The organism is Actinoplanes sp. CA-030573 (assembly GCF_050951115.1).
Classification (GTDB): Bacteria; Actinomycetota; Actinomycetes; order Mycobacteriales; family Micromonosporaceae; genus Actinoplanes.
The window spans coordinates 7,604,096-7,623,222 of sequence record NZ_CP192038.1; the positions used below are offsets into that span (position 1 = coordinate 7,604,096).

Sequence of the window (19,127 nt, forward strand, 5' to 3'; positions counted from 1 at the left end):
ATCGTCAATCCTCCCGCACGAAACCCGGCAGACGGGCATGGATCAGACGACCGGAGTCATCACGCTGCGGGCCATCCCGGTCCACCGCGTCTCCGTCCGGACGGGCTCCGTCCACCGCGTCTCGGTCCGCCCGGGCACCGTCCGCCCGGGCACCGTCCGCCCGGGCACCGTCCGCCCGGGCACCGTCCGCCCGGGCACCGTCCGCCTGATCTCCGTCCGGCCCGGCGAAGCGCGCGCCGCGCTCGTCGCCGTCGCGGCCGGCCGAGAAGACACGGGCATCGTCCTTGGCGTCGCCGTCGTCGCGTGGCCTGGGCCTCGGCCGCGCGGTGACCGGCCCCCGCGACCGTGGACCGCCCGCGACGCCGTGCGGCTCGGCACCGCCCGCGACGCCGTCCGCCTGCGGACTGCGCGCGACACCGTCCGGCTGGGGACTCCGCGCGACGCCGTCCGGCTCGCGAGCGCCGGGGACGTTGTCCGGCGAGAGCTCGGCCCGCACCCGCGGCAGGGCGTCGCGCTGGTGCCGCCAGACGAAGGTCACCAGGCGCTCCCGCACCAGGCACCGCAGATCCCACAGGGCTCCCGCGTCGTGGGCGCTGACCAGGGCGCGCAGCCGCACGTTGCCGCCCACGGCGTCGGTCACCTGCAGCACGCAGACCCGGCCGTCCCACAGCTGCGACCCCTCGCAGACCGCGCGCAGCTCGGCCCGCAGCGGCTCGACGTCGGTCGCGAAGTCGACGTCGAGCTCGGCGGTGCCCAGCACGGCCGAGCCGGTCCGCGTCCAGTTCTGGAACGGCTTGGTGGTGAAGTACGAGGTCGGGAGCAGCAGGCGGCGGTCGTCCCAGATCTGCACGGCCACGTAGGTGAGGGTGAGCTCCTCGATCCGGCCCCACTCGCCCTCGACCACGACGACGTCGTCGACGCGTACGGCATCGCTGAAGGCAAGCTGGAGGCCCGCGAAGACATTGCCCAACGTGCTCTGCGCGGCCAAGGCCGCGATGACGCTGACCAGGCCGGCCGATGCGAGCACGCTGGCGCCGAGCGCCCGGATGCCGGGGAACGTCATCAGCACCACGCCGAGCGTGATCACCACGATCGTGGCGACGGTGACCCGGCGCAGTATCACGACCTGGGTCTTGAGCCGGCGGCGTTTCAGGTTGTCCGGCACGTCGGTGCGCCAGCGTGCCAGCGCGGCGTCCTCGAGGACCAGCACCAGAGCCGCCACCAGCCAGGCGAACGCGGCGATGAACAGGATCACCAGCACGTGCAGCAGCGGGCCGCGGCCGGTGAAGTCGCCGGCCCGCCAGCGGATGGCCTGCTGGACGGCGAACAACGTGAACGTGGCCAGGAACGGGTGGTGTGCGGTGCGGGCCAGATCGGCGGCCAGGGCCGAGCGGCGGCCGATCCGGACGACCACCCAGTGGAGCACCTCGACCAGGACGATCGCGACGCCCGCCGACGCCACGACCGCGAGGATTGCGGTCATCAGGTCATGCACCAGCCGTACTCCCTCTCGCATTCCGGGTGACAAAACGGGGACCAGCGACCCAGCTTGCCCAGGTCACCGGCCCCCGCAACCCTCTCGCGCGGAAGTTTGGCGTTGGCTCACACTTTCCGATACCGGGCCTGCGCGAAGCAGTAGATGCCGAACGCGGCGATCCCGAGACCGATCAGCGCCAGCAGCCAGACGCCCCACGGGTGGCCGGCCAGCGTCTTCAGCGCGGCGTCGAGACCACGGGCCTTGTCCGGGTCGTAGGTCACGGCGGCCGTGATGACCAGCACGCCGGCGATGGCGTACGCGACGCCCTTGGCCATGTAGCCGAGCATGCCGAGCCGGGTCGTCGACTTGCGCACCGACGCGGCCATCTCCTGCGTGTTCAGGTGCTTCAGGAACTTCTTGCGCAGCCCGTAAACGAAGATGCCGATGCCGACACCGAGCACCACCAGGCCGACGAAGCCGATCAGCCAGCGGCCGCCGGAGTGGGCCATGATGCCGGCCGACTTGTTCTCCTGGCTCTGCGCCATCGACGCGTTGGCGCCGCGCAGCACGTTGACCGCGTACCAGGCCAGCACCAGGTAGAGGACCGCGCGCACGCCGGAGACGACGCGCTCGGCCATGGCCGACTTGTCGCGGGGGCCGCTCTCGCCGATGACGGCCTCGAACGCCTGCCAGATCGCCAGCCCGACCATGCCGATCGCGATCAGGACCAACAGGAACTTGCCGAAGCCGTTGCCGGCCAGGCTCTTCAGGGCGCCGGACTGGTCGCTCTCCTTGCTGCTTCCGGCGAAGGCCACCTGGAACGCGATCCAGGCGAAGAGCAGATGAATGATGCCGTAGCCGACGAAGCCGGCCCGAGCTACGTACTCGAGCGGCTTGCTGTCGGCCGCGCGTGACGCGGTGTATTTGACGTTCGAGGTCGCGGAGGACATGTTCCCTCATTGACCCGTCTTGACTTCTGACAAACCTCAGTTGCGTGACACCTGGAAAGTAACGGTGTCGCCGGTGATGCTGTCGAGTGACACGTTGAGGCCCGCGACCTGCACGGCCTGCTGCCCCTTGGTGAGCGTGACCTGCTTGCCGGCCACCTCGAGCGTCACCGTGTCGGCGTCGGCGCTGACGAACTTCGCCTCCACCCCGAGCACGCCGGCGCTCGCGTTCACCTCGCGCTCGACGGTCACGGTGCACTGGTCGACGCCGCAGTCGACGTTGTCACTGCTGCAGGCGGCCGTCGCGCCGAGGAGCGCGATGCCGAGGGCGGCGGAGCTGAGGGCGGCGGCGACGCGCCGGGTGGGCTTGAGCACCATTCGAGGGTACGGGTGGTCTTCCACCCTAAAGTGGCAGGTGTGAGCGACTTCGATGTCCGGGACAACGCCGCCGACCACCGTTTCGAGCTGCTGGCCGACGGCGAGATCGCCGGCCTGGCCATGTACCGCCTCCGCGACGGCGCGATCGTCATCACCCACAGCGAGGTGAGCCCCGAGTTCCGCGGCCGCGGTTACGGCAACGAGCTGGCCGCCCGGACGCTCGCCCTGATCCGCTCCCGCGGCGAGAAGGTCATCACGCTTTGCCCGTTCTTCGCGCGCTACGTCCAGGACCACCGCGAATGGGACGACATCGTCGTCGAGCCGTAGCGCCGGGACATCCCGGCCGCTAGGCGGCCAGCGGTGCCGGGACCGCGCTTCCCGCGATCAGCTCGGCGGCGGCCTGCCCCAGCGCACGTGTAGCGCCGTAAGTCGCGATGTGCACCCCGCCCAGAACCGCCACCGGGACGCCCATCTCCACGACGATCGCGTCCGGGCGTGCCTCGAGCACCCGGGCCAGCGCCGTTGCCAGCCACGGGTGCCGGTGCACGTCCCGGGCGACCAGCACGAGGGCTCGGCCCTCCGCGCCGGACAGCACCGGGGCCGCGGGGTCGGCCACGCCGTCGAGGTCGTCGGCGGTGAGCCGGACCGAGGTCGTGCCGGGCAGCAGGTCGTCCAGGGGGGCGCCGACGCCCCACGGGGTCTCGGCGCCGATCGCGATGTTGCGGGGCGGGGCGAACTCGACCACGTGCGCGGGGCGGTCGATGGGCAGCGCCGTGGCGCCGTCGGCCACGGTCACCCGGATCGCGCGGCGGGCGGCCTCGAAGCCGACCTGGGAGCCGTCGCGCACCAGTTCCACGGCCGGGCGTAGGACCGGGTGATCCGCGCCGTCCGCGAGGCGCGACCCGGTTTCGGTCTGTACGCGGGTGGTCCAGGCGCCGAGGGCGCGCACCCGGGCGGCGGCGTCGGCCAGCCGTTCCTCGGGCAGCTCGCCGGAGCGGACGGCGGCCACGATCGCGTCGCGCAGCAGGGTCGCGGTCTGCTCGTCGGCGTGGTCGCCGCCCACGCAGATCGCGTCGACGCCGGCGGCCAGCGCGCGCACCGCCGCGCCGGCCAGGCCGTACTTGCGGCGTACGCCCTGCATCTCGATGCCGTCGGTGACGATCAGGCCGTCGAAGCCGAGCTCGCCGCGCAGCAGGTCGGTCATGATGCGGCGGCTCAGGGTGGCCGGGAGCTCGTCGTCGTAGGCGGGGACGAGCAGGTGGCCGGTCATCACCGCGCGGACGCCGGCCTCGATCGCGGCCCGAAAGGGCAGCAGCTCCACGGCGTCGAGCTCGGCCCGGTCGCGGGCGATCAGCGGGACGTCGTGGTGCGAGTCGACGCTGGTGTCGCCGTGGCCGGGGAAGTGCTTCGCACAGGCGGCGACGCCGGCCTGCTGGAGACCCCGGACGAAGGCGGCCGAGTGGCGGGCCACCAGCAGCGGCTCGGCGCCGAAGGCGCGTACGCCGATCACCGGGTTGTCGGGGTTGCTGTTGACGTCGGTGTCGGGCGCGTAGTCGAGGGTGATGCCCGCGCGGGCCAGATCGGCGCCCAGGTCGCAGGCCACGGCCTCGGTCAGCGCCGGGTCGTCGATCGCGCCCAGCGCCAGGTTGCCCGGCCGGGAGCTTCCGCGCCGCGACTCGAAGCGGGTGACGTCCCCGGCCTCCTCGTCGATGGCCACGATCACGTCCGGCCGCTCGGCCCGCAGCTGGGCGGTGAGCGCGGACACCTGCGCCGGTGACTCGACGTTGCGGGCGAACAGCGCCACCCCGCCGAGACCCTCGCCGAGCCGGCGGCGGACCCAGTCCGGCGCGCTGGTGCCGACGAACCCGGGCTGGAGCACGGTCGCGGCCAGCTCCGGCAATTCGTGGTTGGGCATGGGCCCCCGTACCTCCGGTGACGTCGTCGCGCGCGCCATGGGAGCGCGCCCCCCGTTGTGCTGACCTATGGTCACACCCGGTCCGGGATTTAGTCAACAAACCTTTCTATTTGATGGGACCCGATCGGGTGCCGATACGATGACGACGTGCCGATCCCCCCTACGACGCTCGCCGCGGGCTCCGGCGTCGATTGGTCGCAGGTCCACGCCGTACGCCTGCTCGGTGTGGCTCTTGCCGTGATTTTTCTTCTCTGGGCGATTCGCCGGATGTTCGGCGGAAAGAAGTAGCACCGTTTGCGGGTGGGCACCTCGGGGCACACTGGCGGCTCGATGAAGATTCCCGTGTACGGACCACGTCTGCGCCGGGTCGCCCGTCAGCAGTTCGGGTGGCCCTCGTTGCGCCCGGGCCAGTTCAAGCCGATGCGGGCGGTGCTGCGGCGCCGCGACGCGCTGGTGGTGCTGCCCACCGGGGGCGGCAAGTCGGCGATCTACCAGATCCCGGCCGTGCTGCTGCCCGGACCGACCATCGTCATCTCGCCGCTGCTCGCCCTTCAGCAGGACCAGATCGCGGCGCTCAACGAGCGCGGCGACGGGAAGATCCGCGCGGTGCGGGTGAGTTCGGCCGAGACGCCCAACCAGCAGCGTGAGGCGATCGAGGAGGTACGCGCGGGGCGCGCCGAGTTCCTCTTCACCACGCCCGAGCAGCTGGCCGACCCCGATCGGCTCGCCGAGATCAAGGCGCTGAAGCCCGGCCTGGTGGCCGTCGACGAGGCGCACTGCATCTCGGCGTGGGGCCACGATTTCCGGCCCGACTTCCTCGCCCTCGGCGACATGATCGAGCAGATGGGCCGACCGCCGGTGCTGGCGCTGACGGCGACGGCTTCCCCGCCCGTACGCGAGGACATCGTCTCCCGGTTGCGGCTGCGCGACCCGGAGATCCACGTCTCGGGTCTGGACCGGCGCAACCTGTTCCTCGAGGTGGCCTACTGCCCGGACGAGGACTACCGATGGCGGCGACTGACCGCCCTGCTCGACGCGGCCCAGCCGCCGGGGATCGTCTACGTCGCCACCCGGCGCGCGGCCGAGGAGCTGTCCGAGCGGCTCGTCGACGCCGGCTACAACGCGGCCTTCTACCACGGCGGCATGGCCGGCGGCGCGCGCGAGCAGCGCCAGGAGGACTTCGCGGCCGACAAGATCGACATCATGGTCGCCACGTCGGCGTTCGGCATGGGCATCGACAAGGCGAACATCCGCTTCGTGGCGCACGTGGCGCTGCCGGACTCGCCGGACAGCTACTTCCAGGAGATCGGGCGCTCGGGCCGGGACGGCTCGCCGGCCCACGCGATGCTGCTGTGGCGGGCCGAGGACGAGGCGATCCAGCGCTTCTTCACCGGCGGGTCGCCCGACGAGGCCGAGCTGCGGTCGGTGGCCGCGGCGTTGCGGTCGGGCCCGATCACCAAGACCGCGCTCAAGGAGAAGACGGGGCTCGGGCCGCGGAAGATCGGCCAGTATCTGGGGCTGCTGGAGCAGGTGGGAGCGGCCACCTCCGGCGCCGGCAACAAGATGACGGTTCCGATGTTCGCGCCGCTGCCGGCCGCGGCGGCGACCGCGGCGGTGAAGGAGTACGAGCGGCAGCAGGTCGTGATGCGGTCGCGGACGGACATGATGCGGGGCTTCGCCGAGAGCCGGGGCTGCCGGAGCCAGGTGCTTCTCGCCTACTTCGGCGAGGACCTGTCCCGGCCGTGCGGGCACTGCGACAACTGCGTCGAGGGCATTCCCGAGGAAAAACCCGGGGACGAGCCCTTCGCCGTGCACAGCAAGGTGCGTCACCACGAGTGGGGCAGCGGCATGGTGATGGGCTACGAGGAGGACCGGATGACCGTGCTCTTCGACGAACTCGGTTACAAGACCCTGTCGGTGCCCGTCGTCCTGGAAAACCAGCTGCTCACCGCCGAATGACGGCCGCTCGGCGGGGCTCCCCGCGGTAGGTGCCGAACGACCAGAGATTGCCCTCGGGGTCGCGGGCCGTGAACTCCTCCGAACCGTAGTCGGTCTTTCGCGGCTCGCGGACGATCACCGCGCCGGCGTGGGCGGCTCGGGCGTGGAGCTTGGCGACGTCGTCGGTCACGACGTAGGCGCCGAACGTGCCGGGCCGCAGCGGCCACTCGTCGTCCGGGCCGCGGTCGGCGGAGCCGAGCATGATGCCGCCGCCCAGGGGCCACGACAGCTGAGCGTGATCTACCTGGTCGCCGGAGCCGTAGACGGCCGTCTCCTCGAAGCCGAACGCGTCGACCAGGAATCGGATCAGGGCGCGGGCATCGTTCGCCCGGAGGGTGGGCCACACCTGCGGTGGCGGTGTTCGGTCATCGGTCATGCAGCCGATCATCGCGGGCGCCGGCCATGGCGTCTTGGACGAAACCGAACTCGTCGGCCAGCCATCGGGTCGGCGTACATCCGGCGAAGGCGCGGAACTCGCGTACGAGATGGGATTGGTCGGCGAAGCCGTGCCGCGCGGCCACGTCGGCCAGGCGGCACTCGCGGGTGAGGGCCCGGCGGGCGCGGTCGAAGCGGGCCACGCGCGCGGCCTCCTTGGGACGCAGCCCGACCTCGGCCCGGAAACGGTCGGTCAGGTAGCGGGCGCTCCAGCCCACCTCGGCGGCGACGGCGGCGACGGCGCCCGGGTCACCCGGCTCGAGCAGGCGGCCCACCGCGTAGCCGACCTCGGCGGGCACCGCGGCCCGGCCGGCGGAAGACGGGTCGGCGGGCAGGTGGCGGGCGAGCACGGCGTCGAGGGCGGCGAAGCGGGACGGCCAGTCGGCGGCGGCGCGGAGGCGGTCACGGACCTCGTCGACGAGCGCGGCGCCCAGCACGGCGGCGGCGTCGACGTCCAGGTGGGCGAGCTCGGCGGCCGGCAGGCCGAACAGGGCCCGGCAGCCGAGCGGGCGCAGCGCCACCTGCACGCCGGACTGGCGGCCGGGGTGGGTGATCAGCGCCGGCGTCAGGTGCAGGCCGCCGATCAGCGCGTCGTAACGGCCGGGACCTTGGCGCGGGTCCGGGTGGGCGGCGATCTCCAGCGGGTCGTCGAGCGTGAAGATCAGGGTGAGGTACGGCGAGGGCAGCCCCCGATGCCGGGCCGGCGCGACGTCCACCTGCCGGTACCCGGAGTAGAACCCGATGTAGGGCCGCAGCCCCGGCGACGGCCGGACCTGGGCGTACTCGTTCACCCCCACCCCGCCAGCATCGCACGGGGTGAGGGCGTCCCGAGAGGGTCAGCCGGGCGGTGTCAGTCGGTCAGCGCCTTGGCCAGGGCGTCGCGGAACGCCCGCTCGGTGTCGGTCACCGTCTCGCCGCCGATGCCGAGGACGCCGCCGGTGGAGGCGGCGCCGACCACGCTCTCGGCGATCTCGACGAGCCAGTGCTTGTAGGTCTCGGCGTCGGCCTGGTGGGCCTTGGCGGCGAGCAGCGCGTTCGCCTCGGCGGCACGCTGGAGCACGTCTTCGGCGTACGCGATCGGGTCGCCCGGCTCGATCACCGGCGCCTCCTCGCCCAGCTCGGGGTCGCCCACCTCGGCGACCAGCGCCGCGGCGACGGCCGACACCAGCCTGCTGGCCGAACCGCGCCCGTCGGAGATGACGTCGAGGCCGGCCTCGCTCTCGGCCCGGGTCTTGCGGGCGCTGTCGGGCGTGGCGGCGCTGGCCGCCGTCGCCACCGACTGCGGCAGGCCGACCAGCAGACCCCACTCCGAGTCGGTGAAGCCCAGCGTCGAGTACAGCGGTTCGTCGGTCACGGGTGTGTCCTTTGGTCTCGGCAATCGGGTACGGGTCGCTTCCTTACCCCGAAGTCGTCCGCAAAGTACCAGCGTCGGCGGGTTTTCGGCGCCACAGGGCCAGGGCCCGGGCCGCGGCGGCGACGATGGCGGCCGAGGCGAGGGCGGTGGCGGCGTCGGCGAGCAGCGGGGCGCGCAGCGGGTCGATGCGGGAGATGGCCTCGATCACCGAGAGCGCGCACAGCACGCCGTAGCCGGCGGCGGCCACGGCGACGGTCTGCAGGCGGGACCGCTCCGGCAGCGGCGTGTGCGCCAGCAGCCAGGCCAGCACGGGCAGGGCCAGCACGCCGTGCATCGGCACGAAGTGGGCCGGTTTCCACCGGGCGCCGACCGCGTACGCCGCCAGCTGGTCGCCGCGGGTGACGTCGAGGACGGCGATGACGACCATGACCGCGCCGATCGCCAGCGCCACGACGAGGGCGAGGAAACCGGCCCGCAGGGCCAGGCGCATCGACGGGGCGACGCCGGGCAGCGGGCGGAACGCGGCGACGGTGAGGGCGGTCACCACCACGATCAGGACTCCGCCGCCGGCGGCCAGGACGCGGGAGACGGCGGTGTCGAGCGAGGTCTGCATGTTGAAGTGGGACGGCACGTGCCGCCACGCCTGGACCGTGATCAGGGTGACCTCGGTGAGGCAGGCCAGGGCGAAGACGCCCAGCAGCAGGCGCCTCGTGCGGTCGCGCAGCGGCAGGTAGGAGGCGACCCAGGCCAGGGTGATCAGGGTCAGGCCGAAGGACAGGCCGAAGGTGGTGGGCTTTCGCCACGAGACCGGGCCCTCCCAGGTGCCGCCGGAGGTGATCAGCACGGCGGCGTGGAAGAGGCCGCTCGCGATCAGAACGGCGCCTAGCCGGTAGCACGCCCGCTCGATCGGGCGTGGGCTGGTGTCGGTGGCCATGCCGAGGATCCTTCCGGAACCGCGCAAGGCGGTCATCGGACCACGGTCGTACTTACGAATACGACCCTGGTATGAGGCCCTGCTCGAGGGCCGCCGCCACGGCGGCCGCCCGATCGCGGACGCCCAGTTTCGCGTACGCGTGCAGGAGGTGGGTCTTGACCGTCGCCTCGCTGATGTAGAGGCGCGCCGCCGCCTCCCGGTTGCTGCTGCCCCGCGCGATCAGCGTGAGCACCTCGATCTCGCGCTGGCTCAGCGGCTCGCGGGCCGGCGAGCGCAACGAGCCGATGAGACGTCCGGCCACGGCCGGCGACAGCACCGACTCGCCCCGGTGGGCCGCGGTGACCGCCCGGAAGAGGTCCTCGCGCGGGGTGTCCTTGAGCAGGTAGCCGGTCGCGCCGGCCTTGATCGCGGGCAGCACGTCGCGGTCGGTGTCGTACGTGGTCAGCACCAGCACCCGGGCCCGCGAGCCCTGGTCCCGCAGCGCCCGGATCGCGGTCACGCCGTCCATCTCGGGCATCCGCAGGTCCATGAGCACGACATCGGGCGACACCGCGGCCGCCACCGCCAGCGCCTCCTTGCCGTTGCCGGCCTCGCCCAGCACCTCGAAGCGGTCGTCCCCGGCGAACATGCCCCGCAGCCCGTCCCGTACCACCGGATGGTCGTCGACGATGAGCAGGCCGATCACGCCGCCGCCCCGACCGCGATGGCCGGCACCGCGGCCGACAACGCCGTCCCGGCGCCGGGCTCCGACTCGACCTCGAGCGTGCCGGCGATGCGCCCCAGCCGCTCCCGCATGCCGACGAGCCCGAACCCGCCTTCTTCCGAGATATCCGGAACGGCGGAGGGGTCGAAGCCGGCCCCGTCGTCCCGGACGTCCAACGTCACCACATCCTCCATATACGACAAAGTCAGGACAACTCGCCCAGCCGCGGCGTGCCGGGCGACGTTGGCCAGCGCCTCCTGAGCCGTCCGCAGCAGGGTTGTCTCGATCTCCGGCAGCAGCGAACGCGGCACACCGGTCGTGATCAGGGAGGCGGGCACCCCGTGCAGCGCGGACCAGCCGGAGACGACTTCGCCGAGCGCGTCGACCAGGGCGGCGGAGTCGAGGGGCTGCGGCCGCAAGGCCTGCACCGACCGCCGCGCCTCGGCCAGGCTCTCCCGGGCCAGCTTCCGGGCCGCGTCGATGTGCCGCGCGGAGGCCGGACCGGGAGTGGCCGACGCCGCCTCGAGCTGGGTGACGATGCCGGTCAGGCCCTGCGCCAGCACGTCGTGGATCTCGCCGGCCATCCGCTGCCGCTCGTCGTGCACCCCCGCCTCGCGCGCCTGCACCAGCAGCTGGGCGTGCAGGCCGGCGTTCTCCCTCATCGCCTCCTCGAGCGCGGCGTTCGCCCGGGCCAGCTCGTCGATCATCTCGACCCGCTTGGCCGACTGCTCGTCGTTCATCGCGCCGATCAGGGTCAGGGCGTTCGCGACGAGGAGGTTGAAGAACAGCAGCACCGCGAAGAAGATCCGCGACGACGGCTCGGCCAGCGCGGACAAGCCGCCGGCCTGGGCGAGGGCGGTCGCGACCGCCATCACGCTGACCCCGGCCAGCCGGGCGAGCCGCCCGCGCAGCGCGTAGCCGGCGTAGAGGTAGCCGGTCCAGGCGAAGAACCCGTAGAACGAGCTGCACCACACCAGCAGGAAGATCAGCGCGACCAGACCGGCGAAGAACACCGTCATCCGGCCGCGGTCGTTCCTCCACTGCGGATGGAGGCTGACCCACCACAGCAGCCAGCCGGCGGTGACCAGCACGACCAGGGCGGTGACCGGGAACGGCAGGTGGGGCAGGCCGGCCGCGGCCGCGATCGGGACCATGGCCGAGGAGGCGAGGAGCGCGCCGAACGGCACGTACATCATCCAGCCGTCCAGGCGCTGCCGCCACGTCTCCAGCCGCGCGACCTCCGACATGCCCCGACCCCCTCTCAGGACCAGCGGAACAGGCGCGCCGAAGCGAACCCGAAGACCGCCAGGTAGCCCACCAGCACGGTAGCCGACAGCAGGCTTGGCCAGTGTCCCGTCATCGCGTCGTGCAACGCCCGCTCCCCCGCGCCCAGCGGCGTGAAGTCACCGACCCGCTGCAGCGCCTCGGGGAACACCTCGCGCGGCGTCCACAGGCCGGCGAAGAACATCGAGGGGAAGAACAGCAGCGTCCCGATCGCGTTGCCGGCCTTGCCGGTGGGCGCGAGGGCGGCGATGAACAGGCCGATCGCGAAGACGCCGAGCGCCGCCAGCAGAAAGGCGAGCACGAAGCCCGGGAGGTTGTCCGCCAGCGGCACGTCGAAGGCGATCCGGCCGACGGCGATGGCCAGGCCGCTGGAGACGGTCGCGACGATCAGGGCGGCGGCCAGCTGCGCGGCCAGCAGCAGCGCGGGCCGGGCGGGCGTGGTGGCCAGCCTCTTCAAGATGCCCTTTTCCCGGTACGCGGCGAGCACCGCCGGCGTGACCTGCAGGCCGAGCATGGCGAGGGTCAGTGCGACGGCGATGCCCACGTACAGGTCGACGACGCGCGCCCCGCCGATGTCCGCGTTCGGCTCCCGGAAGGCCGGGACGCAGCCGAGGATCACGACCAGCAGCGCCGGGAAGAACAGCGAGAAGAACGCGGGCACCGGATCCCGGGCCAGCAGCTTGAGCTCGCTCAGGGTCAGCTTGCCGAACATGTCAGTCCCTTCCCACCAGCCGGACGAACGCGTCGTCCAGGCTGGCCTGTTCGACCCGCAGGTCGTTGGCGATGATCTGGTGGGCGGCCAGCACCGAGGTGACCGCGTGCAGCAGGTTGCCGGCGCCGACGACCTCGACCTGCGGGCCGTGCCGGCGCACCGCGGTCACCTCGGGAGCGGCCAGCAGCAGGGCGTCGTCGAGGGGCGCGGACGGCCGGAACCGGATGCGTTGCTCGGAGGTGACCGCGCTGACCAGGCCGGCCGGGGTGTCGAGGGCGGCGACCGCGCCCTTGTCGATGACCGCGATCCGGTCGCAGAGGCGCTCGGCCTCCGCCATGAAATGGGTGACCAGCACGATCGTGACGCCGCGGTCCCGGATCGACTCGATCAGGTCCCAGGTGTCGCGGCGGGCCTGCGGGTCGAGCCCGGTGGTGAGCTCGTCGAGGATCGCGATACGCGGGTTGCCGATCAGGGCGAGCGCGATCGACAGACGCTGCTTGCGGCCGCCGGACAGCTTCGCGTACCGCGTCCGCAGCTGGTCGTCGAGGCCGAGATCGGCGGCGAGCTTCCGCCAGTCGGCCGGCTCGGGATAGAACGCGCCGTAGAGCTCGAGCGCCTCCCGGACGGTCATCTTCTCGGGAAGCCGGCTCTCCTGGAGCTGAACGCCGACCAGCGTGCGCAACTGCGGGTCGCGCGGCGGGCGGCCGAGGACGGTGATCGTGCCGGCGTCGGGCGTGCGCAGGCCGGACACGCACTCGACGGTGGTGGTCTTGCCGGCGCCGTTGGGGCCGAGGATGCCGAAGATCTCGCCACGGTCGACGGTGAAGGAGACGTCCTTCACCGCCACCGTGTCCCCGTAGCGCTTCCGCAGGTTCTGGACCTCGATGACTGCCATGGATCGAGCGTCGCAGCGGAGCGGGGACGGCGAATCGACCGGCGAGCGAGCCTTCCGGTCAACCGGTTGGTGGATGCGGGCTTACGCCACCGCCTCCGAGTCCTTGCGGCGGGCCCCGGTCACGGCGTTGTAGACGGAGCCGACCTGGGCCGCGACCCGTCGCCAGGAATACGCCTGACGGGCACGATCAAGAGCGGCGGTCGCGTACGCGAACCGGCGCACCTTGTCGTTGACCAGCCGCCGCAGCGCACCGCCGAGCGCGCGCGGGTCGCGCGCCGGCACCAGGTCACCGGTCAGCCCGTCGACGATCGTCTCGGTGAGGCCGCCCACCGCCGTGCCGACGACCGGCACGCCGCAGGCCATCGCCTCCAGCGTCGACGGCTCGAACTCCTCCTGCCAGGGCGCGGCCACCAGCAGGTCGGCCGACCGGTACCACCGCGGCATGTCGGCCTGCGGCACCCGGCCGACCAGCCGGAACCGGTCGGCGACCTGCAGCTTCTCGGCCAGCGCGCGCAGCTTGCGGGCGCCCGGGTCGGCCGGCAGCTGGTCGGGGTGCGGCCCGCCGACCACGACCACCTCGGCGCCGGGCACCCAGCGCATGGCCTGGATGACGTCGCCGAAGCCCTTGCGCTCGACGAGACGCCCGACCGAGAGGATGCGCGGGCGCTCGGGGTCGCGCTCGACGGCCGGGCCGTCGGGCGAGAACCGCTCCGAGTCGACGCCCGCCGGGACGACGGTGAGCTGGGCCCGCGGAACGCCGATGCGGACCAGGCCGCGTACCTCGTCCTGGGTCTGCGCCACCACCCGGTCGACCGCGCGGCCGAGCGCCCGCTCGTAGCCGGTGCGCGACGGCTTGCCGTCGCCCGCCTGGACCTCGCCGAGCTCGTGGAACGACTGCACCACCGGGATGCCGAGCCGGCGGGCCACGGTCACGGCGGCCAGGCCGCTGGTCCAGAAGTGGGCGTGCACGACCTCGGGCTGCCATCCGGCCTCCCACTGGTCGCCGAGCCACCGGGCGAACTCGCCCATGTAGGGAAGCAACAGGTCGGGCGGCACGACGTGGGGCGGGCCGGCCGGCACGTGCACCACCCGGATGCCGCCGCGGGTGGTGACCTCCTCGGCCACGGCCGGGTCGTCCCGGCGGGTGTAGACGCGGACCTCGTGCCCCAGCTCGGCCAGGGCGGCGGACAGGTCGGCGACGTGGGCTTGCTGGCCGCCATCACCCAGGGGGCTGGCGTGCTCAGAGATCATCGCGATGCGCACGGGGTCCCTCCGGTCGGGCGTCGGTGACGTTGCCTGATGCCCGACGCCCAAATCGGTAAACATCACCGCTGATCAGGATACCGGTCCGTGGAGGCGTAAACCGCTCGGTGAGCTGCGGATATGACCGTTCGATAGAGGTTGCCGGACAGCAACCGATCACGGGCCAGCGCGGCCCGGGCCGCGTTGGCGCCCGGTGCGCCGTGCACGCCGCCGCCGGGGTGGGCCGAGGCGCTGGCGAGGTAGAGCCGGTCGACCGGCGTGTCGGGCCGGCCGAGGCCCGGGATCGGGCGCAGGAACAGCTGCTGGAAGGCGGCCGCGGTGCCGCCGCCGAGGGCGCCGCCGGCCAGCGACGGGTCCGCCTCCTCGAGCCCGGCCGGGGAGAAGACGTGCCGGCCCTTGACCAGGCCGGTGAAGCCGGGCGCGTGCCGCTCGACGACGGCCTCCATGCGCTCGACGTGCGCGGCGATCTCGTCGGCCGCCCAGTGCGGGCGGTGCGGCAGGTGGGTGTAGGCCCAGGCCGACTCGGTGCCGGGCGGGGAATGCTGCGGGTCGGCGGTGGTCATCTGGCCGAGCAGCAGGAACGGCTTCGGCGGGATCTCGTTGGTGGCGAGGTGGCCGGAGTACCGGGTGAGGTCGTCGAGGTCGGCGCCGAGGTGCACGGTGCCGGAGTTGATCGGCGTCGACCACGGGATCTTGCCGTCGATCGCCCAGTCGATCTTGACGGTCGCGCCGTCCCAGCGGAAGTGAGTCAGATCGTCGACCATCCGGGGCGGCAGCCAGCGCTCGCCCACCATGTCGAGGAAGAGGGCGGGCGCGGGGACGTCGGCGAGCACCACGCGCGCTTTGTGATCGCGGCCGAGCCGGTCCCGTACGCCCATGGCCCGCCCCCGGGCGATCAGGATGCGCTCGGCCGGGGTGTCGTAGAGGATCTGGCCGCCCCGCTTCTCCAGCCGGGCGACCAGGGCGTCGGTGATCTGCTGGGCGCCGCCGGCCGGGACCGGCCAGCCCATCTCCTGGCCGAGCATGGCCAGCAGCCAGCCGTAGATGCCGCCGGCCGCGTCCTCGGGGCCGAGGTCGGTGTGCAGCGCGCAGCCGGCCAGGGCCAGGGTCGCGCCCTCGCCGCGGAACAGCTCGGCGCCGAGCTGGCGGACCGGCAGCAGCAGCCGGCGGGCCAGGCGGAGAGCGCCGGCGGTGCGCAGGCGGCCGAGCAGGCCGAGGCCGGCGCGCACCGGCGGGAACGGAGTGAGGACCACGTCGATCAGGTAGTCGGAGATCCGGCTCCACTCCTCGTACGCCGAGCGCCATCGCTCTCCGTCACCGGGGGCGAACTGCTCCATCGAGGCCATCGTGGTGGCGAGGTCGCGGCTCACGGTCGCGGTGCGGCCGTCCGGGAGCAGGTGGGTGAAGACTTCCGGGGCGTGCCGCCAGTCGATCCCCAGGTCGAGGCTGCGCAGTACCGGGGAGGCGATCCCGAGCGGGTAGAACGAGCTAAACAAGTCCGACAAATACCCCGACGCCGTGACAAAACCTGAGCGTACGGCGCCTCCGGGCTGGGGTGTCGCCTCCAAAACGCGCACCTCCCAGCCCTGGTCGGCCAGCATGTTGGCGGCGACCAGGCCGTTGTGGCCCGCGCCGATGACGATCGCGTCCGCGGTGTCCATGTGTTCCCCTCGCCACGTTTGGCCCTCGATTGCCCGGGCACGTCTCTGAATAACACGCGACAAGGAGGGATACCCACCGTGAGTACCGTGACCGAGTCCGTTGACGTCGACGTGCCCGTTCGGACCGCCTACAACCAGTGGACCCAGTTCGAGGAGTTCCCGCGGTTCATGGACGGCGTGCAGGAGATCCGTCAGCTCGACGAGACGCATCTCCATTGGCGTACCGAGATCGCGGGTGTGAAGCGCGAGTTCGACGCCGAGATCACCGAGCAGCTCCCCGACGAGCGTGTGGCCTGGAAGTCGACCGAGGGCGAGAAGCAGGCCGGCGTCGTGACCTTCCACCGCCTGGACGACGCGCACACCCGCGTCACCGTCCAGATGGACTTCGAGCCCCAGGACGCGGTCGAGAAGGCCGGCTCCGCGCTCGGCCTGATCGACCACCGGGTGAAGGGCGACCTGCGGCGCTTCAAGGAGTTCATCGAGGCGCAGGGCAGCGAGTCGGGCGCGTGGCGCGGCCAGGTGGACCGGCCGGGTCTCTGACCGGACCGCATCACCAGCGAGACCGAGCGGCGGCGGGCCTTCGGGCCCGCCGCCGCGGCTTGTGGACGACCGGCCGGAAATGTCGTACCCCGGCCGTACTGTCGCCCCACCCAGTTCAGGGGTGGGGTGGCGTAACGCCGCGGATCTCCCGGGCCAGCATCAGGCGCGGTGCGCTGCCGGTGTCGGGCGAGCGGGCGTGGAAGACATGCAGGTGGATGAGCACGACGTCGCCCGGGGCGCCGGTCAGCTCGAGCACCTCGACCGGCACGCCGTCGATCTCGGCCGCTTCGCCGACCAGCGACCGGCCGTGGGCCGGCCGGCGCCGTCCAGGAGGCGGGCCAGCCACGGGTGATGGCGCAGGAACGCGCGCCAGTTCTGCTTACCGGCGCCGACCGGCGCGGGCAATGCCTTCCGGTAGCGGTCGACGAGCCGGTGCGTGCCCGGCAGCACGATCGTGCCGCCTCCGCGCGGGCCGACCTCGCCGGCGAACGCGAACAGCTTGACCGCCGGCGCCGGCCAGGTCTCGTGGTCGAAGCCGCAGTCCATGTGCCAGCCGTCGGGCAGGACCCAGGGCTCCGGCTCGCCCAGGTGGCGGGGTCACCGGGCCGGAGGCCGGCCTGGCGCTCGGCGTGCCGCCACAGGGCGTCCCGCATGGCGGCGGCCTCGCCGGCACGGAACGCGCCGGGCAGGTGGACGACGCCGGTGGCCTCGAAGCGCGATCGGATGTCGACCGTCTGCATGATCTCAGTGTGCGGACGGCGGTGTTTCGCGCTACCGGGAAACGGCCTCAGAACGGTCCTCGCACCAGCACCCTTCCGACCGGGGAGCGGGCGCTCACCGCGTACCGGCGCACGCTCTCGACCCACCCCGGCGCCTGCACCACGGCGCCCGGCGCCGCCGCCAAGCTCGCGCCCCACGGGGTGCGGACCGCGCCGGCGCCCGCGCCCAGCGTCAGGCGCAGCGGCACGCCCGGGTCGGCGCCGAGCACCACGCTGCCCACCGGGCCGCCGAGCGTGACCGGAACCGTGCCGGCCGGCGCGGGCAAGCTCATCTCGACCAGGCCGGACGCGCCCACCTCGACCCGGGTGACCCGGCCCCGGCGCAGGTCCAACTGTTGTTCACCGGCGCCGCGCGGCAGCCGGATGTCCCAGCGCACGTCGCGGTTGAGCACGATCAGCACCTCGTCCGGACCGTCCGCCCCGGTCGGCAGCAGCGCCGCGCGGATCCGGCCGTTCGCGCCGGTCACCCGCGGCGCGAGGCCGGAGCCGGCGGGCGTGGTGATGCGGTAGAGGAGCCCGGGTAGCGCGGCGAGCACGATCCGCACCCGGGAGGCGGCGTCGGTCACGGTGAGGAACCCGCCGGTACGCCCGAGTAGCGGGCCGGCCGCAACATGATCTTGCGCAGAACTGGGCGGGCGCGGCGCCGGAGCGCAGCCCGTCAAGCAGGCGACCAGCGCGAATGCGGCGAAAGCCCGGATCGTTGAGCCACGTCGACGCAATTCTGGATGCACCATCGGACAACGGAGAATCGGCCGAACGGGTGACGGCGATCCGTCCCGATCGAGCAAAACTGTCCGAATGCGATCTGCCGGTTTCCTGTCCGAGCGCCAGCGTCGGTTCGCCTGGCTCGGCTTCCTTCTGGCCGCCTGCCAGGCTCCCATCGCCGCCAAGGTCATCGACGACGCCTCCTGGCTCTTCGCCGTCGTGGTGGCGATGTGCGTGGCCACCGTGATCCTCGCCGACGACGCTCAGCGCCGCCGCCCGGAGATGGTGGAGTAACCCCTAGCGAGCCTCGTGGCCCGGGCGCCCGTGGGTGCGGCGACGCTCCTTCAGCCCGGCCTCGTGGAGGTGGCGCCGGCCGCCGGCCAGCTCGTCGCGGGCCGCCTTCTCGAGCGCGCGGAACTCGGACCAGTAGCCGTCGTCGTACTCCTCGATCAGCTGGAAGGTCCAGTGCCCGGGCGTGACGTTGCGCCCGATCAGCTCCTGCTGGATGCGCTGGGCGATCTTCTCGTGGCCGGCCTGCATGAAGAGCGAGACCGCCTCGTCGAGCTGGAAGTCGGCGGTGCCGGTGAGCTGGTGCATCTCGTAGAGATGACCCCGGGCCCGCTCGGTCGTCTCCAGGGCCTCGCTGAGCTTGCCCAGCGCCTGGATCGTCAGCTCGTCCGGCACATCCTTCTCGTCGGCCACGCCTGTCTCCCATCAAACCCGAAGCAAGAAACCGTCCTGCACCTCGACGGAGAACCGTTCAATACCCCGTCGTCCGTAACTTTCTCCTCATGAATGGCCTGTTCAGCGGCGCCGCCGCCCGTGCTGCCCTCCGTTCCGCCTACGCTTGCCTCGCCGAGCTCCACGACACCGTGGGAGTCAGCGGCCTCGCCGCCGCCGACGCCAACCCGGGTCTGATGGCCGTCGTCGACCAGCACGCCGCCGGCATTCGCGACAGCCTCTCGGCCGATGTCCGCCCGCTGACCGCGGTCATCCTCGCCGCCTACGCCGAGGGTGTGCGCGACGCCGCGTTCACCCACGGCTGGCGCCCGCCGGTCGGCATCGACTGGTCGGAGAACGACTGGGTCATGCTGCGCCTGCTCGGCGTGTGCTCGCTCGCCCGGACGCTTCCGGACCCGAGCTGACC

24 protein-coding genes are annotated in these 19,127 nt (G+C 72.6%); 6 read left to right on the top strand and 18 right to left on the bottom strand.

What is annotated here, in order from left to right:
- Positions 1–4: 4 nt before the first annotated feature.
- From ACQP2F_RS34990 to ACQP2F_RS35000, 3 genes are all read right to left on the bottom strand, one after another.
- Positions 5–1,495 (bottom strand): mechanosensitive ion channel domain-containing protein, encoded by a 1,491-nt coding sequence (locus ACQP2F_RS34990; protein ID WP_433295136.1) that lies wholly within the window; start codon positions 1,493–1,495, stop codon positions 5–7.
- A gap of 107 nt (positions 1,496–1,602) precedes the next feature.
- A complete protein-coding gene (locus ACQP2F_RS34995) occupies positions 1,603–2,427 on the bottom strand; it encodes a DUF1206 domain-containing protein (RefSeq protein WP_433295138.1) in 825 nt (274 codons plus the stop codon).
- A 36-nt stretch (positions 2,428–2,463) separates the two neighbouring features.
- Positions 2,464–2,802 (bottom strand): hypothetical protein, encoded by a 339-nt coding sequence (locus tag ACQP2F_RS35000; protein ID WP_433295140.1) that lies wholly within the window; start codon positions 2,800–2,802, stop codon positions 2,464–2,466.
- A 39-nt stretch (positions 2,803–2,841) separates the two neighbouring features.
- Here ACQP2F_RS35000 and ACQP2F_RS35005 point away from each other — a divergent pair, with 39 nt between their 5' ends.
- Positions 2,842–3,129, top strand: coding sequence for a GNAT family N-acetyltransferase (locus ACQP2F_RS35005; RefSeq protein WP_433295142.1), 288 nt, complete (start codon positions 2,842–2,844; stop codon positions 3,127–3,129).
- A 19-nt stretch (positions 3,130–3,148) separates the two neighbouring features.
- On the opposite strand, the gene ACQP2F_RS35010 is transcribed toward ACQP2F_RS35005, so the two are convergent.
- Positions 3,149–4,717, bottom strand: a complete 1,569-nt coding sequence (locus tag ACQP2F_RS35010) for a glycoside hydrolase family 3 protein (protein ID WP_433295144.1) — start codon at positions 4,715–4,717, stop codon at positions 3,149–3,151.
- A 147-nt stretch (positions 4,718–4,864) separates the two neighbouring features.
- On the opposite strand from ACQP2F_RS35010, the gene ACQP2F_RS35015 reads away from it, so the two are divergent.
- Together ACQP2F_RS35015 and ACQP2F_RS35020 are read left to right on the top strand one after the other, a co-directional pair.
- Complete coding sequence (locus tag ACQP2F_RS35015) at positions 4,865–5,005, top strand: hypothetical protein (protein ID WP_433295146.1); 141 nt, start codon at positions 4,865–4,867, stop codon at positions 5,003–5,005.
- A 42-nt stretch (positions 5,006–5,047) separates the two neighbouring features.
- Positions 5,048–6,676 carry a RecQ family ATP-dependent DNA helicase gene (locus tag ACQP2F_RS35020; RefSeq protein ID WP_433295148.1) on the top strand — a complete coding sequence of 543 codons (1,629 nt, stop codon included), beginning with the start codon at positions 5,048–5,050 and terminating at the stop codon, positions 6,674–6,676.
- On the opposite strand, the gene ACQP2F_RS35025 is transcribed toward ACQP2F_RS35020, so the two are convergent.
- From ACQP2F_RS35025 to ACQP2F_RS35070, 10 genes are all read right to left on the bottom strand, one after another.
- Positions 6,663–7,091 (bottom strand): VOC family protein, encoded by a 429-nt coding sequence (locus ACQP2F_RS35025; RefSeq protein WP_433295150.1) that lies wholly within the window; start codon positions 7,089–7,091, stop codon positions 6,663–6,665. The two genes, ACQP2F_RS35020 and ACQP2F_RS35025, sit on opposite strands and share 14 nt — an antisense overlap.
- Entirely contained in the window at positions 7,081–7,947 is an 867-nt protein-coding gene (locus tag ACQP2F_RS35030) for a helix-turn-helix domain-containing protein (RefSeq protein WP_433295152.1), read from the bottom strand. Before ACQP2F_RS35030 ends, ACQP2F_RS35025 begins: the two co-directional genes overlap by 11 nt.
- Before the next feature lie 53 nt (positions 7,948–8,000).
- On the bottom strand, positions 8,001–8,504 hold the full coding sequence (locus tag ACQP2F_RS35035; protein WP_433295154.1) for a hypothetical protein: 504 nt from the start codon (positions 8,502–8,504) through the stop codon (positions 8,001–8,003).
- Between the two features lie 43 nt (positions 8,505–8,547).
- Positions 8,548–9,474 (bottom strand): hypothetical protein, encoded by a 927-nt coding sequence (locus tag ACQP2F_RS35040; RefSeq protein WP_433295156.1) that lies wholly within the window; start codon positions 9,472–9,474, stop codon positions 8,548–8,550.
- Between the two features lie 16 nt (positions 9,475–9,490).
- On the bottom strand, positions 9,491–10,123 hold the full coding sequence (locus ACQP2F_RS35045) for a response regulator (RefSeq protein ID WP_433295158.1): 633 nt from the start codon (positions 10,121–10,123) through the stop codon (positions 9,491–9,493).
- Positions 10,120–11,388 (bottom strand): sensor histidine kinase, encoded by a 1,269-nt coding sequence (locus ACQP2F_RS35050; RefSeq protein ID WP_433295160.1) that lies wholly within the window; start codon positions 11,386–11,388, stop codon positions 10,120–10,122. The genes ACQP2F_RS35045 and ACQP2F_RS35050 overlap by 4 nt, the downstream gene beginning before the upstream one ends.
- A gap of 14 nt (positions 11,389–11,402) precedes the next feature.
- Positions 11,403–12,137, bottom strand: coding sequence for an ABC transporter permease (locus ACQP2F_RS35055; RefSeq protein WP_433295162.1), 735 nt, complete (start codon positions 12,135–12,137; stop codon positions 11,403–11,405).
- Between the two features lies 1 nt (position 12,138).
- Positions 12,139–13,032 (bottom strand): ABC transporter ATP-binding protein, encoded by an 894-nt coding sequence (locus ACQP2F_RS35060; RefSeq protein ID WP_433295164.1) that lies wholly within the window; start codon positions 13,030–13,032, stop codon positions 12,139–12,141.
- Between the two features lie 81 nt (positions 13,033–13,113).
- Positions 13,114–14,295 (bottom strand): glycosyltransferase, encoded by a 1,182-nt coding sequence (locus ACQP2F_RS35065; protein ID WP_433295166.1) that lies wholly within the window; start codon positions 14,293–14,295, stop codon positions 13,114–13,116.
- Positions 14,296–14,357: 62 nt separating this feature from the next.
- On the bottom strand, positions 14,358–15,956 hold the full coding sequence (locus tag ACQP2F_RS35070) for a phytoene desaturase family protein (protein ID WP_433295168.1): 1,599 nt from the start codon (positions 15,954–15,956) through the stop codon (positions 14,358–14,360).
- A gap of 78 nt (positions 15,957–16,034) precedes the next feature.
- Between ACQP2F_RS35070 and ACQP2F_RS35075 the strand changes: the two genes are divergently transcribed.
- Entirely contained in the window at positions 16,035–16,496 is a 462-nt protein-coding gene (locus ACQP2F_RS35075; protein ID WP_433295170.1) for an SRPBCC family protein, read from the top strand.
- Between the two features lie 115 nt (positions 16,497–16,611).
- Here the strand turns inward: ACQP2F_RS35075 and ACQP2F_RS35080 are convergent, their stop codons facing one another.
- The 3 genes from ACQP2F_RS35080 to ACQP2F_RS35090 all read right to left on the bottom strand — a co-directional run bounded on the left by ACQP2F_RS35080 (position 16,612) and on the right by ACQP2F_RS35090 (position 17,841).
- The gene (locus tag ACQP2F_RS35080) at positions 16,612–16,764 is read right to left on the bottom strand and encodes a hypothetical protein (RefSeq protein ID WP_433295172.1); all 153 of its coding nucleotides are present in this window, start codon (positions 16,762–16,764) and stop codon (positions 16,612–16,614) included.
- Entirely contained in the window at positions 16,740–17,042 is a 303-nt protein-coding gene (locus tag ACQP2F_RS35085) for a hypothetical protein (RefSeq protein WP_433295174.1), read from the bottom strand. The genes ACQP2F_RS35080 and ACQP2F_RS35085 overlap by 25 nt, the downstream gene beginning before the upstream one ends.
- A 241-nt stretch (positions 17,043–17,283) precedes the next feature.
- Positions 17,284–17,841, bottom strand: a complete 558-nt coding sequence (locus ACQP2F_RS35090) for a hypothetical protein (RefSeq protein WP_433295176.1) — start codon at positions 17,839–17,841, stop codon at positions 17,284–17,286.
- Positions 17,842–18,073: 232 nt separating this feature from the next.
- On the opposite strand from ACQP2F_RS35090, the gene ACQP2F_RS35095 reads away from it, so the two are divergent.
- Positions 18,074–18,274, top strand: a complete 201-nt coding sequence (locus ACQP2F_RS35095; RefSeq protein ID WP_433295178.1) for a hypothetical protein — start codon at positions 18,074–18,076, stop codon at positions 18,272–18,274.
- A gap of 3 nt (positions 18,275–18,277) precedes the next feature.
- Here the strand turns inward: ACQP2F_RS35095 and ACQP2F_RS35100 are convergent, their stop codons facing one another.
- On the bottom strand, positions 18,278–18,682 hold the full coding sequence (locus ACQP2F_RS35100; protein WP_433295180.1) for a hypothetical protein: 405 nt from the start codon (positions 18,680–18,682) through the stop codon (positions 18,278–18,280).
- Positions 18,683–18,771: 89 nt separating this feature from the next.
- On the opposite strand from ACQP2F_RS35100, the gene ACQP2F_RS35105 reads away from it, so the two are divergent.
- A complete protein-coding gene (locus tag ACQP2F_RS35105) occupies positions 18,772–19,125 on the top strand; it encodes a DUF6401 family natural product biosynthesis protein (protein ID WP_433295182.1) in 354 nt (117 codons plus the stop codon).
- The last annotated feature ends 2 nt before the right edge of the window (positions 19,126–19,127 follow it).

Coding starts and splice junctions, on each gene's coding strand:
- ACQP2F_RS35095 (WP_433295178.1), top strand. CDS start 18,074: ATGCGATCTGCCGGTTTCCTGTCCGAGCGCCAGCGTCGGTTCGCCTGG.
- ACQP2F_RS34995 (WP_433295138.1), bottom strand. CDS start 2,427: ATGTCCTCCGCGACCTCGAACGTCAAATACACCGCGTCACGCGCGGCC.
- ACQP2F_RS35040 (WP_433295156.1), bottom strand. CDS start 9,474: ATGACCGCCTTGCGCGGTTCCGGAAGGATCCTCGGCATGGCCACCGAC.
- ACQP2F_RS35105 (WP_433295182.1), top strand. CDS start 18,772: ATGAATGGCCTGTTCAGCGGCGCCGCCGCCCGTGCTGCCCTCCGTTCC.
- ACQP2F_RS35060 (WP_433295164.1), bottom strand. CDS start 13,032: ATGGCAGTCATCGAGGTCCAGAACCTGCGGAAGCGCTACGGGGACACG.
- ACQP2F_RS35070 (WP_433295168.1), bottom strand. CDS start 15,956: ATGGACACCGCGGACGCGATCGTCATCGGCGCGGGCCACAACGGCCTG.
- ACQP2F_RS35020 (WP_433295148.1), top strand. CDS start 5,048: ATGAAGATTCCCGTGTACGGACCACGTCTGCGCCGGGTCGCCCGTCAG.
- ACQP2F_RS35055 (WP_433295162.1), bottom strand. CDS start 12,137: ATGTTCGGCAAGCTGACCCTGAGCGAGCTCAAGCTGCTGGCCCGGGAT.
- ACQP2F_RS35025 (WP_433295150.1), bottom strand. CDS start 7,091: ATGACCGATGACCGAACACCGCCACCGCAGGTGTGGCCCACCCTCCGG.
- ACQP2F_RS35085 (WP_433295174.1), bottom strand. CDS start 17,042: ATGGACTGCGGCTTCGACCACGAGACCTGGCCGGCGCCGGCGGTCAAG.
- ACQP2F_RS35010 (WP_433295144.1), bottom strand. CDS start 4,717: ATGCCCAACCACGAATTGCCGGAGCTGGCCGCGACCGTGCTCCAGCCC.
- ACQP2F_RS35050 (WP_433295160.1), bottom strand. CDS start 11,388: ATGTCGGAGGTCGCGCGGCTGGAGACGTGGCGGCAGCGCCTGGACGGC.
- ACQP2F_RS35000 (WP_433295140.1), bottom strand. CDS start 2,802: ATGGTGCTCAAGCCCACCCGGCGCGTCGCCGCCGCCCTCAGCTCCGCC.